The 12,468-nt window shown below is 66.9% G+C and carries 12 protein-coding genes; 2 read left to right on the forward strand and 10 right to left on the reverse strand.

Annotated features, from left to right (window positions below):
• Position 1: 1 nt before the first annotated feature.
• The 8 genes from WT97_RS12970 to flhD all read right to left on the reverse strand — a co-directional run bounded on the left by WT97_RS12970 (position 2) and on the right by flhD (position 8,331).
• The gene (locus tag WT97_RS12970) at positions 2-1,960 is read right to left on the reverse strand and encodes a methyl-accepting chemotaxis protein (protein ID WP_060353572.1); all 1,959 of its coding nucleotides are present in this window, start codon (positions 1,958-1,960) and stop codon (positions 2-4) included.
• Positions 1,961-1,997: 37 nt separating this feature from the next.
• Positions 1,998-2,513 carry a chemotaxis protein CheW gene (gene cheW, locus WT97_RS12975; RefSeq protein ID WP_059503277.1) on the reverse strand — a complete coding sequence of 172 codons (516 nt, stop codon included), beginning with the start codon at positions 2,511-2,513 and terminating at the stop codon, positions 1,998-2,000.
• Positions 2,514-2,560: 47 nt separating this feature from the next.
• On the reverse strand, positions 2,561-4,849 hold the full coding sequence (gene cheA / locus WT97_RS12980) for a chemotaxis protein CheA (RefSeq protein WP_060353573.1): 2,289 nt from the start codon (positions 4,847-4,849) through the stop codon (positions 2,561-2,563).
• Positions 4,850-4,882: 33 nt separating this feature from the next.
• Positions 4,883-5,260 carry a response regulator gene (locus WT97_RS12985; RefSeq protein WP_034209581.1) on the reverse strand — a complete coding sequence of 126 codons (378 nt, stop codon included), beginning with the start codon at positions 5,258-5,260 and terminating at the stop codon, positions 4,883-4,885.
• A 16-nt stretch (positions 5,261-5,276) separates the two neighbouring features.
• Positions 5,277-6,296: a flagellar motor protein MotB gene (gene motB, locus WT97_RS12990; RefSeq protein ID WP_059503271.1), complete on the reverse strand. Its 1,020-nt coding sequence runs from the start codon at positions 6,294-6,296 to the stop codon at positions 5,277-5,279.
• Positions 6,297-6,309: 13 nt separating this feature from the next.
• Entirely contained in the window at positions 6,310-7,170 is an 861-nt protein-coding gene (gene motA / locus WT97_RS12995; protein WP_059503269.1) for a flagellar motor stator protein MotA, read from the reverse strand.
• 193 nt (positions 7,171-7,363) lie between these two features.
• Entirely contained in the window at positions 7,364-7,918 is a 555-nt protein-coding gene (flhC, locus tag WT97_RS13000; RefSeq protein ID WP_034209584.1) for a flagellar transcriptional regulator FlhC, read from the reverse strand.
• 92 nt (positions 7,919-8,010) lie between these two features.
• Entirely contained in the window at positions 8,011-8,331 is a 321-nt protein-coding gene (gene flhD, locus WT97_RS13005; protein WP_034209585.1) for a flagellar transcriptional regulator FlhD, read from the reverse strand.
• A 663-nt stretch (positions 8,332-8,994) separates the two neighbouring features.
• On the opposite strand from flhD, the gene WT97_RS13010 reads away from it, so the two are divergent.
• Positions 8,995-10,059: a glycosyltransferase family 4 protein gene (locus WT97_RS13010; protein WP_059503267.1), complete on the forward strand. Its 1,065-nt coding sequence runs from the start codon at positions 8,995-8,997 to the stop codon at positions 10,057-10,059.
• Positions 10,060-10,163: 104 nt separating this feature from the next.
• Here WT97_RS13010 and WT97_RS13015 read toward each other — a convergent pair whose 3' ends face one another.
• Positions 10,164-10,460: an H-NS histone family protein gene (locus tag WT97_RS13015; protein ID WP_034183894.1), complete on the reverse strand. Its 297-nt coding sequence runs from the start codon at positions 10,458-10,460 to the stop codon at positions 10,164-10,166.
• Between the two features lie 299 nt (positions 10,461-10,759).
• On the opposite strand from WT97_RS13015, the gene aqpZ reads away from it, so the two are divergent.
• Complete coding sequence (gene aqpZ, locus WT97_RS13020; protein WP_059503265.1) at positions 10,760-11,500, forward strand: aquaporin Z; 741 nt, start codon at positions 10,760-10,762, stop codon at positions 11,498-11,500.
• 131 nt (positions 11,501-11,631) lie between these two features.
• Here aqpZ and WT97_RS13025 read toward each other — a convergent pair whose 3' ends face one another.
• Complete coding sequence (locus WT97_RS13025) at positions 11,632-12,456, reverse strand: Cof-type HAD-IIB family hydrolase (protein WP_059503263.1); 825 nt, start codon at positions 12,454-12,456, stop codon at positions 11,632-11,634.
• Between the last annotated feature and the right edge of the window lie 12 nt (positions 12,457-12,468).

The raw sequence follows: 12,468 nt of genomic DNA on the forward strand, positions 1-12,468 counted from the left end.
TTTAGAAGGTCTCCCAGTCGTCGTCGGACGCGCCGGCGGCCGCCAGCGACGGCTTCTCGCCGTTCAGCGCCGGGCGCACGAGCGCGGGTTTCGCGGCCGGCTTGTCCGCCGGCGCGGCCGTCTTCGCGAGACGCGGGCCGTAACCGCCCGCCGCGGCGCCGCCACGTGAAGCCGCTGCGTCCTTCTGCGTACGCGCGGCGGCATCGGCCTCGCGCTTCGGTTCGGGGGCGGCGCCCGCGGCTGCCGCGCGCGACGCCGGCGCGGCGCGGCGTGCCGCCGCTTGGGCCGCAGCCTGCGGCGCCGGCAGCGCGGCAACCGGCGCACGGTCGCGCGATTCCGACGGCAGCGCGGCCGGTTCGTGCGCGATCGGCCGCGCGACGCCGCGCGCCGGCGCGAGCGCGATGCCGCCCGCGACGCGCCAGCCCGACACGATCGCCTTCATCTGGCGCGTCTGCTCCTCGAGCGACGCGGCCGCGGCGGCCGCCTGCTCGACGAGCGCCGCGTTCTGCTGCGTGACCGCATCCATCTGGCCGACCGCGCGATTGACCTGCTCGATGCCGGTCGACTGCTCGTCGGACGCAGCGCTGATCTCGCCCATGATGTCGGTCACGCGGCGCACGGCCTGCACGATCTCGTCCATCGTCGAGCCGGCGCGCGCGACGAGCGCCGAGCCGCTGTCGACCTTCTCGGCCGAATCGCCGATCAACTGCTTGATTTCCTTCGCGGCGCTCGCGCTGCGCTGCGCGAGCGAGCGCACCTCGCCCGCGACCACCGCGAAGCCGCGGCCCTGCTCGCCCGCGCGCGCGGCTTCGACCGCCGCGTTCAGCGCGAGGATGTTGGTCTGGAACGCGATGCCTTCGATCGTGCCGATGATGTCGACGACCTTGCCCGAGCTCGCCGCGATGTCCTGCATCGTCGACACGACCTGGCCGACCACTTCGCCGCCCTGCGTCGCGATGTCCGATGCATTCACCGCGAGCTGGCTCGCCTGCCGCGCGTTTTCCGCGTTCTGCCGCACGGTGCCCGTCAGTTGCTCCATGCTCGACGCGGTTTCCTGCAGCGATGCGGCCTGCTCCTCGGTGCGCTGCGACAGGTCGGTGTTGCCGGTCGCGATCTCGCGCGCGCCGACGTCGATCGACTCGGTGCCGCGATGCACCGCCTGCACCATCGTCGTGACGGCGTCCTGCATCCGCTTGATGCCGCCGAACAGGCGGCCGATCTCGTTGTTGCTGAACACGCTCACCGGCTGCGTGAGATCGCCGCCGGCGATGCGCTCGAAGTGCGCGATCGCGTCTTCCAGCGGCTTGACGATCAGCCCGCGCAGCGCGAAGCGGATCGCGATCACGACGACGAACGCGATCGCGATGCCGGCCGCGATCAGCGCGATCATCATCGAGATCTGCGACTGCGTCTCGGTCTGACGTTCTTCCGCGCGCTTCTGCAGCGCCGCGATCACGGCCGCCGCCGTCTGGTCGAACGCGACGAACATCGGGCTGATCTTCGTGTCGGCGATCGCGTGGTACGCCGCCATGTCGCCCGCGCGCGCCGCGGCGAATTCGGGCTCGACGCCTTCCTTCACGATCGTCGTATACCGTGCGGTGAGCTCGTCGACGAGCGCCTGCTCGATACCGGGTTTCGGCGTCGACTGGAACGCCTGCCAGTTCTGGTTCGACTTTGCATACAGCGCCTGCGCGCGCTCGAGCACCTTCGCGGCCTCGGCCGCATTGCCGGCTTCGGTCAGCGTACGGAAGCGGTCGAGCGCCACGCGCGAGCGCAGCAGGTGCGCGGCCGTGTCGTCGAGCGTGTGGATCGCCGGCAGGTCGACGTGCGCGATCTCGTCGAGCGAGCGGCTCGCGTGATTCAGCGCGTAGAGGCCGAGCCCGCCGACCGCGGCGGTCAGGCACACGAGGATGAGTCCGACCGCCGTGAGCGTCGTGCGGATCGACCAGTTATGCAACATTGCAGATTCTCCCGAAATTGCTGCGCGCGCGGCGCGCTTACCCGCCGAGCGTCTCGATCAGCGCCATTTCACGGCTCGACATCAGCTTCTCGATGTCCATCAGGATCAGCATCCGGCCGTCGACCGTGCCGAGGCCCGTCAGGTACTCGGTCGTCAGCGTCGCGCCGAATTCCGGCGCCGGCATGATCTGGTCGGTCTGCAGCGTCAGCACGTCCGACACGCCGTCGACCACCATCCCGACCACGCGGTTCGACACGTTCAGGATGATCACGACGGTCTGGTGGTCGTACTCGACGCGGCCGAGATGGAACTTGATCCGCATGTCGACGATCGGCACGATGATCCCGCGCAGGTTGATCACGCCCTTGATGAACTCGGGCGCGTTCGCGATGCGCGTGACGCTGTCGTAGCCGCGGATTTCCTGCACTTTCAGGATGTCGATCCCGTATTCCTCGTCACCGAGCGTGAACACGAGGAATTCCTGGCCCGTCGCGTCGCCGTGTTCCGCGTCGCGGCGGCTCGTTACCGCGTTCGCCGCGGCCGGATTGATCATTTGGACTTCAGCAGACACGTTTGCCCCCAATCGGTTGATGGCGAGAGTCAGAACATCGCGAGCTCGGCGCCGGCACGGGCGCCGTGCGTCGCACGGGTTTCGCGGTTCAGCGCCGCGACGTCGACGATCAGTGCGACGCTGCCGTCGCCGAGAATGGTCGCCGCCGAGATGCCGTGCACCTTGCGGTAGTTGGTTTCGAGGTTCTTCACGACCACCTGCTGCTGGCCGACCAGCTCGTCGATCAGCATCGCGAAGCGACGCCCCTCGGTTTCCATGATCGTGACGATCCCCTGCGTCGGGTCGGTGCGCGCGTCGTCGACCGAGAACACCTCGTGCAGCGCGACCAGCGGCAGGTATTCGCCGCGCACGCGCACCACGCGCTCGCCGTTGCCGACCGTGTAGATGTCGTCGTTCGACGGCTGCAGCGACTCCATCACGAAGTTCAGCGGCAGGATGAAGATCTCGCCGCCGACCTTCACCGACATCCCGTCGAGGATCGCCAGCGTGAGCGGCAGCACGATCCGCGTGGTCGTGCCGCGGCCGGCCTGCGACGAGATCTCGACGTGGCCGCCCATCGACTGGATGTTGCGCTTCACCACGTCCATCCCGACGCCACGGCCCGACACGTCGGTCACCGTCTCGGCGGTCGAGAAGCCCGGCGCGAAGATCAGTTGCCACACTTCGTCGTCGCTGATGTTCTCGGAGATCTGCATGCCTTGCTTCGCGGCCTTCGCGAGGATCCGCTCGCGGTTCAGGCCCGCGCCGTCGTCGCTCACCTCGATCACGATGTTGCCGCCGTGATGCGCGGCCGACAGCACGAGCTGGCCGACCGCATCCTTGCCGGCGGCGATGCGCCTGTCGACGGTTTCGATGCCGTGGTCGAGGCTGTTGCGCACCAGATGCGTGAGCGGATCGATGATCCGTTCGATCAGGCTCTTGTCGAGCTCGGTCGCCTGGCCGAACGTGACCAGCTCGACCTGCTTGCCGAGCTTGCCGGCGAGGTCGCGCACGAGCCGCGGGAAGCGGCTGAACACGTAGTCCATCGGCATCATGCGGATCGACATCACCGCTTCCTGCAGGTCGCGCGCGTTGCGCTCGAGCTGCGCCATCCCGTTGAACAGGCGGTCGTGCAGCGCCGGATCGAACGCACTCGCCGTCTCGGCCAGCATCGCCTGCGTGATCACCAGTTCACCGACGAGGTTGATCAGTTGATCGACCTTCTCGACGCCGACGCGGATCGAGCTGCCTTCGGCGCCGCCCGCGGCCGCGGCGGCCGGGCGGGCGCGCTTGTCGTCGTGATGCGCGGCGGCCGGCGCCGCGTGTTCGGCCGGTTGCGGTTGAGCGTGCTGTTGCGGCTGCGGCTGCGGCTGCGCTGCGGCCGCGGGCGGCTCGGCCGGTGCCGGCGCCGGAGCGGCCGGCTGCGGTGCGGCAGCCTGCGGCGCGAACACCTCGACGCGCGCGGACTGCGCGGCGGCGGCCGCTTCAGCCGCTTCGGCAGCCGCGGCGGCGGTGTCCTGCGCGACGGCCGGTGCCGCCTGCGCGGCCGGCGCCGTGCCGTGCGCGACGCGGATCTGGCTTTCGTCGATCACGAAGCAGCACACCGCGACGATATCGTCGGACGGCACGTCCGATTCGACCCACAGCGACAGGTCGGCGCCCGCTTCCTCGCGCCCGACGATCCGGCCGAGGTTGCCGAGTTCCTCGGTGAGCAGCGCCTGGTCCTTCGCGTCGACGCCGACCAGCGTGATCTTCAGGTGCGGGCCGCCGGCGCCGGCGTCGGCCGCCGGATGCGCGGCCGCCACGGCCTGCTCGACCACATGGTCGGGCGCACGGTCGCCGCCGGCGGCGGGCGCGGCGGGCGGCGTCACGGCTGCGGCAACCGGGGCAACCGGGGCAACCGGGGCGGCCGGCGCGGGCTCGGCTGCGGCAGCGGATGCACCCGCCCCGCTTTCGGCCTTCAGCCGCTCGAGCTTTGCGCAGATCGCCGCGGCGGCCGCCGCGTCCGGTTCGGCGCTCGCGCGGTAGTCGACGAGCTGGTCGGACAGCACGTCCTTGGTCTCGAGGAACGCGTCGACCATGTCCTTGGTCAGCGTCAGCTCATGGTTGCGTGCGCGGTCGAGCAGCGATTCGAGGATGTGCGTCGTATCGGTCAGCGCGGAAAAGCCGAACGTCGCCGCGCCGCCCTTGATCGAATGCGCAGCGCGAAAGATCGCCGCCAGATCCTCGGGATCGGGCGAATCGACGTCGAGATTCAACAGCAGCTGCTCCATCTGCGCGAGCAGCTCGTCCGCTTCGTCGAAAAAGGTCTGGTAGAACTGAGTGATGTCGAGAGTCATGCCCGGTCACCGGTTGAATTCGTCGCGTTCATGTCAGGAGGCAGCCGGCTCGGACAGCGTGGCGACCAGGTCGACCAGCACGCCCGGGTCGATCGGCTTTTCGATCCAGCCGGTCGCACCCGCGTCGCGTGCGGCGTCCTTGAACGCGTCGCTGCCCTCGGTCGTCAGGACGAGGATCGGCGTGTCCGCGTACGCGCTCAGCTTGCGCAGCGCAGCGATCACCTCGAGCCCGCTCTTGCGCGGCATGTTCTGGTCGGTCAGGACCAGGTCGTACGGCGCCGTCGCCGCCATGTCGAAGCCGGCTTCGCCGTCCGGCGCCACCGTCACGTCGTAGCCGGCCTGCGCAAGCGTGGCCTGCAGCAGCGCACGCATGGTCGCGGAGTCGTCGATGGCGAGAATGGTTCGGATCATGTCTGTCTCGGAAACGTCAGGGTTTCGGCGCCACGGCAACGGCGCTCGCCACGACCGGACGCACCGCCGGCGCCGGGCCGCCGAGCTGCTGCGCGAGCAGCTTCGAACCGGCCGCGTCGGCGGACAGCGTCGTCGTCGTCGCGTCGTCGCGCATCAGCGCTTCTTCGGATTTGCGATTCAGCACGATCACGCTGATCCGGCGGTTTTCCGGATCGAGCGGATCGGCCTTGTTCAGGTTCTGCGTCGACGCGAGGCCCAGCACGCGCAGCACTTTCGCCTCGTCCATGCCGCCGGAGATCAGCTCGCGGCGCGACGCGTTCGCGCGATCGGCCGACAGCTCCCAGTTGCTGTAGCCGCCCTCGCCGCCCGCGTACGGCACGGCGTCGGTATGGCCCTGGACGATGATCCGGTTCGGCACGTCGTTCAGCGTCTTGCCGATCTCGCGCAGGATGTCGCGCATGTACGGCTCGACGTGGTCGCTCGACATCGCGAACATCGGCCGCTTCTGCGTATCGACGATCTCGATGCGCAGCCCCATCAGCGTCGAATCGATGCGGATCTGCTGCTTGAACTGGCGCAGCGTCGGATTGGCCTCGATCGCGGCCATCAGCTTGATCTGCAGGTCGTGCAGGCGCGCCTGCTCGAGCCGTTCGAGCGCGCCCTGCGCCTGCGCTTGCGCATGCTCGTCGACCGGCTTCGCGACGCGCTCGGCGAGCGACGTCGTGCCGTCGGTGCGGCGCAGCGTGCCGGCGTCGACGCTCGACAGGTCGCGGCCGCCGCCGTTGATGATGCTCGCGTCCTGCGAGCTGCGATCGCCGCTGCCGAGAATCGCGGCCTTCAGCGGCATGTTGAAGTATTCGGCGATCCCCTTCAGCTGCACCGGCGTGACCGAACTCAGCAGCCACATCAGCAGGAAGAACGCCATCATCGCGGTCATGAAGTCCGCGTACGCGAGCTTCCATGCGCCGCCGTGGTGGCCCTTCTTCGCCGGGGCCACCCGCTTGACGACGATCGCGCGATCCTTGCTCTTGCTCATCGGTCGCTCCGCGTCACTTCGCCTTCACGCGGCGCACATGTTCTTCGAGCTCGGAGAACGACGGGCGCTCGGTGGAGAACAGCACCTTGCGGCCGAACTCGACCGCGATCGCCGGCGCATAGCCGTTCAGCGTCGCGAGGATCGTCACCTTGATGCACTGGAACATCTTGGTCGACTCGGCGACGCGCTGCTCCGCGAGGCTCGCGAGCGGCCCGATCAGCCCGTACGACAGCAGGATCCCGAGGAACGTGCCGACCAGCGCCTGCGCGATCATCGCGCCCAGCACCGCGGGCGGCTTGTCGGCCGACGCCATCGTGTGCACGACGCCCATCACGGCCGCGACGATGCCGAACGCCGGCATCGCGTCGCCGACGCGCATCAGCGCGTGCGCCGGGCCTTCGCCTTCCGCGTGGTGCGTCTCGATCTCCTCGTCCATCAGGCTTTCGATCTCGAACGCGTTCATGTTGCCGCCCACCATCAGGCGCAGGTAGTCGGTCAGGAATTCGACGATGTGGCGATCGGCGAGGATCTTCGGGTATTGCGTGAAGATCGGGCTCTTTTGCGGATCGTCGATGTCGGCCTCGAGCGTCAGCGTGCCTTCCTTGCGTGCCTTCGCGAGCAGCACGTAAAGAAGCGCCATCAGCTCCATATAGACGTCCTTCGTGTATTTCGAGCCCTTGAAAAGCGTCGGCAGCACGCGCAGCGTGGCCTTGATGGTCTTGCCGCCGTTGCCGAGAATGAACGCGCCGACGCCGGCGCCCACGATCATCAGGATCTCGACCGGCTGGATCAAGGCGCCCAGATGCCCGCCTGCCAGCGCATAACCGCCGAAGACGGACAACAGCGTCACGAGTGTTCCCACGATAATCAGCACTGCCTGTCCCTCACGAAAGACCGGCGGGGAGACCGCCGTTAAACAGGTTTACGGCAGTCGGCAGGAAAACTTTCGCGGCCGCCCGGCGGCGGCCCGACGGTGTTTACCAGAGCAATGCGCGGACGATTCGCGCGGCCCGCGGGCGTCGCCCGTGCGCCGCGCGTGCCCCGTCCTGCCTTGCCCGGCCTGGCGCTCAGGCCGCGGCGGCGGCCAGTTCGGCGCGCGCGGCGGCGGCCTTGCGGGTCTTGCCGGCCCGCGACGGCGGCTGGCACAGCCCGCACACGAAACCTTGATGCGGATCATGCGCGTGCGCGACGAAGTGGCCGCCGCAGCGCGTGCACGGCGTCATCTGCAGCATCCCCGAATCGAAGAAGCGCACCAGCGTCCATGCCCGCGTGAGGCTCAGCGCGGCCTCGTCGCCGGACAGGTTCACGTGCTCCAGATAGAGCCGGTACGCCTTCACGATCGACTGGATCGGCTCGCAGCGGCCGTGGTCCTGCATGAACCGGTAGATGTTGTAGAACAGCGACGAGTGGATGTTCGGCTGCCACGTCATGAACCAGTCGGTCGAGAACGGCAGCATCCCCTTCGGCGGCGACACGCCCTTCAGTTCCTTGTACAGCTTGATCAGACGGTCCCGCGACAGGCTCGTCTCCGCCTCCAGCAGCTGCAGCCGGGCGCCCAGTTCGATCAGTTCGATGGCGAGGGTGATTTCCTTCACCTCGATCACGACGCTTTTGCTTGCCATGGTGATAACCGTCCGCTTGACGTTGTTCGAATGAATGGCCGATACGCTGCCGGCCGGCGCGGCACGCCGGGACAGACGCAAGGCGGGATGGATCAGCGGACGCCTTCGACCTGCTGCCCGGCCATCAGGATGGCCGAGTGGGCGTGCGTGACGACGTCGCTGCGGCCCTTGTCGGCGAGCGACGACAGCAGCGCGTGATCATCGAAGCGGAAGCGGCACAGCATCTGGTTCGACGCAGCCAGCTTCACGGTCTGGGCGAGCGTGAGGTTGGCGAGCACGTCGGCGAGTTCCTGGGAAATGCCCATGCGGAACATGCCCATCGCCTTGTCTTCCCGCAGCAGGCGCTGCGCGAGGAGGAGGTACGACAGGTTGACCTCTTTGATCTCACTGAGCATTTCGCTGGTGGCGCTCATGATTCCCCCGTTAAAAAACTTTGCTTTGGCCGTTCATGTTATGAAAACGTTTGCTCGATCAGTGCGCACCGGGCGCTCAGTCGGCTCGTTTATAGTCTTACAGGGCGAATTTTGGCCAAACGGGATTTATGTCGGTATCAGCGAAGTGGCGTATGCCATGCAGGATTTGTCTGTAAACCGTGTAGGAATTTTTCCGACAAGGCGAATTGAAAGGGACAGTCGGAAAACGGGTTGCAACGCGGATTCGGTTGCGAGGGGTCTAGTGTCCGCCGCGCGCGTGGCGCAAGGCTTGCCGGCAGGGCTGCCGACAATCGGATCGGTAAAAATTATAGTGGTTTTTCACGATAGCGCAACAATAGTTATGGCTGTGGCAATTCACGATTCCGCGCCCTTTTTCTCGGGGTTTTCGCGTATTTCATCGTGTAACAAGCCTTAAGTGTTTGAAAAAACACTCGAACCCCTCAGGGCGATATCGATAATGGACTCGAATGGGCGGCGGCGCGAGCCGTGCCGGCCCGCCCCGCAGCTTGCCGACCGGCGCCCCGCGCACTCCGCCCAAGGCCCGGCCACGTACCGCCAACCGCGTGCGTCGGCAAGTTCCGCAACCTTGTACGGATCCGCACCGGCGCCGTCGCGCCGTCGGATCGACACAGGAGAACACCCATGCGAATTGCCCAGATCGCGCCGCTTTACGAAGCCGTCCCGCCGAAACTCTACGGCGGCACCGAGCGTGTCGTGTCCTACCTCACCGAGGCGCTCGTCGAGCTCGGCCACGACGTGACGCTGTTCGCCAGCGGCGACTCCGTCACGTCGGCCCGCCTCGAGGCGGCGTGGCCGCGCGCGCTGCGGCTCGACCCGTCGGTCCGCGATTCGATGGCGCCCCATATGCGGCTCCTCGAGCAGGTCGCCCGGGTCGCGCACGAATTCGACGTGCTGCACTTCCACCTCGACTACCTGCCGTTCCCGCTGATGTCGCGCCTCGACACGCCGTACGTGACGACGCTGCACGGCCGCCTCGACCTGCCGGAGCTGCAGCCGGTGTTCGACGCGTTCCCGGATTCGCCGGTCGTGTCGATCTCGAACAACCAGCGCAAGCCGCTGCCGCAGGCCGCGTGGGCCGGCACCGTGTACCACGGGCTGCCCGACACGCTGCTCACGCCGCAGCCGGACGTGAAGCCCGAATATCTCGCGTTCCTCGGCCGGATCTGCCCCGAAAAGCGTGTCGACACCGCGATCCGGATCGCCGCGCAAAGCGGGCTGCCGCTGAAGATTGCCGCGAAGGTCGACAAGGCCGACGCGGACTACTTCAAGGAAGTGATCGAGCCGCTGCTCGATCAGGCGCATGTCGAATTCATCGGCGAGATCAACGAAGCGCAAAAGCCGGCGTTCCTGTCCGGCGCGAAGGCGCTGCTGTTCCCGATCGACTGGCCGGAGCCGTTCGGCCTGGTGATGATCGAGGCGATGGCCTGCGGCACGCCGGTCGTCGCGTTCAACCGCGGCTCGGTGCCGGAAGTGATCGAGGACGGCGTGACCGGCTTCATCGTCGAAGACGTGCAGGGCGCGGTCGGCGCGCTGCACCGGATCGACAGCCTGTCGCGCAGCGCGATCCGCGCGCGTTTCGACACGCGTTTCAGCTCGAAGGCAATGGCGCAGCGTTACGTCGAAACTTACGAATCGCTTTGCGCGGCAACCAAGCAACCGGCATTGCGCCGGGTCGCGGGCGCCTGACACGGAAATCCGCGCGGAAAATATTCCGGAAAATCCGCACCGAAATCGGCGCGCAAAACAAAAGAGCCGCATCGTCGATGCGGCTCTTTCTATTTGGCGGGCGCTCACTCGATCAGGAAACGATCGCGGTTTTTGCCGGCGATCCAATTCGGCGGCTTGCCGCGCCCGCTCCAGGTTGCACCCGACTTCGGATCGCGGTATTTCGGCGGCAGCGGCGCCTTCTTCGGCGGTCGCCCGCGCCGCGCCCGCTCCGCGAAGCCCAGGTCCTGGGCCGTCAGGCCATACTCGGCAATCATTCGCTGGACATCGGCAATCACCGCTGCCACTTCCTGGCGGCGCACGTCGTCCGCCTGGGCTTGCAGATCGGCGATCTGCGCCTTGAGTTTCGCGTATTGAGACATTTTTCGACTCCCCTTTTCGATGATGCGGCCCCGGCGAATCCGGCCGGGACACCAACATCCGTTACGTCATCCGCACTGCCGCCCTGCCCTTCGAAATAAATGCTGCCATCTTTAACCGAATCGCCTATATCGAGAATGCGGACTTATTCTAATAAAAGGCATTCGTCAGCCATTCAAATTTAACAATCGTTTACCCTCTTGGACCCGATTCATTTCCTATAATCCAGACCAATTCCAGACGACGAAATAAATTCGTTGCGTCGTCCGGGGTCTTCAACCCACTTGAACGAGGTCCTTAGATGAATCTTTCTCAGCGTCTCGCTGCAGAGGTATTCGGCACGTTCTGGCTGGTGCTCGGCGGGTGCGGAAGCGCCGTGCTGGCCGCCGCCTTTCCGGGCCTCGGCATCGGTTTTGCCGGCGTCGCACTCGCCTTCGGCCTGACCGTACTGACGATGGCATTCGCAATCGGCCACATCTCGGGTTGCCACCTGAATCCGGCGGTGAGCGTCGGCCTGACGGTCGCCGGCCGCTTCCCGGCACGCGATCTCGCGCCGTACATCGTCGCGCAGGTCGTCGGCGCCACGCTCGGCGCGTTCGTGCTGTACCTGATCGCAACCGGCAAGCCGGGTTTCGATGTCGTCGGCAGCGGCTTTGCGACGAACGGCTTCGGCGATCGCTCGCCCGGCCACTACTCGCTCGCCGCATCGTTCATCTGCGAAGTCGTGATGACGGGCTTCTTCCTGTTCGTGATCCTCGGCGCGACCGACAAGCGCGCGCCGGCCGGCTTCGCGCCGATTGCGATCGGGCTGTGCCTGACGCTGATTCACCTGATCTCGATCCCGGTCACCAACACGTCGGTGAACCCGGCGCGCTCGACCGGCCCGGCGCTGTTCGTGGGCGGCGACGCGATCGGCCAGCTCTGGCTGTTCTGGGTCGCGCCGCTGATCGGCGCGGTACTCGCGGGGATCATCTACCCGCTGGTCGCCGGGCGTGACGACGCCGTCGACCTGCTGCCCGCATCAGCTCGCACAAGCGAATAAAACACTACGGGGTCAAGCGAGCAGAGCAGCGAGCCTCACGCTGTCGAAGAACATCGAGGCAGGCAATTTCGACGGGCGCCCCTGGCGCCCGTTTTTCATTTCCGCGCGGAAAACGCGCCCGGCGCGGGCGCTCAGGACGCGACGACGTCGCCTTCGAGCGAGAACAGCGTGCGCAGGTGGCGCGCGACGCCCGCGTCGAAGTTGTTGCCGATCCGCGGGATGTGCGGCAGTCGCGCCACCAGGTCGGGGTTCGCGTTGTTCATCATGAATGCGTGACCGGCGGTTTCGAGCAGGTCGATGTCGTTCATGTTGTCGCCGAACGCGATGCAGTGGCCGGCGTCGATGCCGAGCCGCGCGAGCACCGTGCGCAGCGCGCGCCCCTTCGACACGTTCGCGGTCATCACTTCGAGGCAGTCGGGCAGCGAGTACGTGACGTACAGCGTATCGCCGAACTGCACGCGCATCTGCTCGGCGACGACCGCCAGATCGGCCGGGTCGCCGATATACAGCACCTTCGCGATAGCCGCGCCGTCGTGCGCGGCCATGTCGATCACTTCGTACCGGAAGCCAGAATCCTGGTGGAATTCGAGCAGGTGCGGCGCTTCGCGGTCGATCAGCCAGCCGTCGTTGGTGAACAGGTTGACGATCACGCGGCCGTGCGCGCCGACGACTTCCGGCTGCACGAGGCTGCGCACGACCGCTGCGTCGATGTCCTGCGCGTGGATCGTCGTGTCGTCCGGCGCATGCACGCGCGCGCCGTTCGACGTGATCAGGTACGGCCGGATGCCGAGGACATCGCGAATGCCGGCGACGTCCGCGTAATGGCGCCCCGTGGCGATCACGAACTGCACGCCGTCGCGGTCGAGCCGGCGGACGGTGTCGATCGTGTACGGGTCGAGCTGGTGGTCGCTGTTCAGCAGCGTACCGTCGAGATCGGTGGCGATGACTTTGTACATGGGACGGGGGAG

Origin of the sequence: Burkholderia sp. MSMB1459WGS, from assembly GCF_001534535.1 — a bacterium.
Lineage (GTDB): Bacteria > Pseudomonadota > Gammaproteobacteria > Burkholderiales > Burkholderiaceae > Burkholderia.

Excerpts from the sequence above, each read along its gene's own strand:
- WT97_RS13015 (WP_034183894.1), bottom strand. The coding sequence starts at position 10,460 with ATGTCTCAATACGCGAAACTCAAGGCGCAGATCGCCGATCTGCAAGCC.
- cheA (WP_060353573.1), bottom strand. The coding sequence starts at position 4,849 with ATGACTCTCGACATCACTCAGTTCTACCAGACCTTTTTCGACGAAGCG.
- WT97_RS13010 (WP_059503267.1), top strand. The coding sequence starts at position 8,995 with ATGCGAATTGCCCAGATCGCGCCGCTTTACGAAGCCGTCCCGCCGAAA.
- WT97_RS12970 (WP_060353572.1), bottom strand. The coding sequence starts at position 1,960 with ATGTTGCATAACTGGTCGATCCGCACGACGCTCACGGCGGTCGGACTC.
- aqpZ (WP_059503265.1), top strand. The coding sequence starts at position 10,760 with ATGAATCTTTCTCAGCGTCTCGCTGCAGAGGTATTCGGCACGTTCTGG.
- flhD (WP_034209585.1), bottom strand. The coding sequence starts at position 8,331 with ATGAGCGCCACCAGCGAAATGCTCAGTGAGATCAAAGAGGTCAACCTG.
- cheW (WP_059503277.1), bottom strand. The coding sequence starts at position 2,513 with ATGATCAATCCGGCCGCGGCGAACGCGGTAACGAGCCGCCGCGACGCG.
- motB (WP_059503271.1), bottom strand. The coding sequence starts at position 6,296 with ATGAGCAAGAGCAAGGATCGCGCGATCGTCGTCAAGCGGGTGGCCCCG.
- WT97_RS13025 (WP_059503263.1), bottom strand. The coding sequence starts at position 12,456 with ATGTACAAAGTCATCGCCACCGATCTCGACGGTACGCTGCTGAACAGC.
- flhC (WP_034209584.1), bottom strand. The coding sequence starts at position 7,918 with ATGGCAAGCAAAAGCGTCGTGATCGAGGTGAAGGAAATCACCCTCGCC.
- WT97_RS12985 (WP_034209581.1), bottom strand. The coding sequence starts at position 5,260 with ATGATCCGAACCATTCTCGCCATCGACGACTCCGCGACCATGCGTGCG.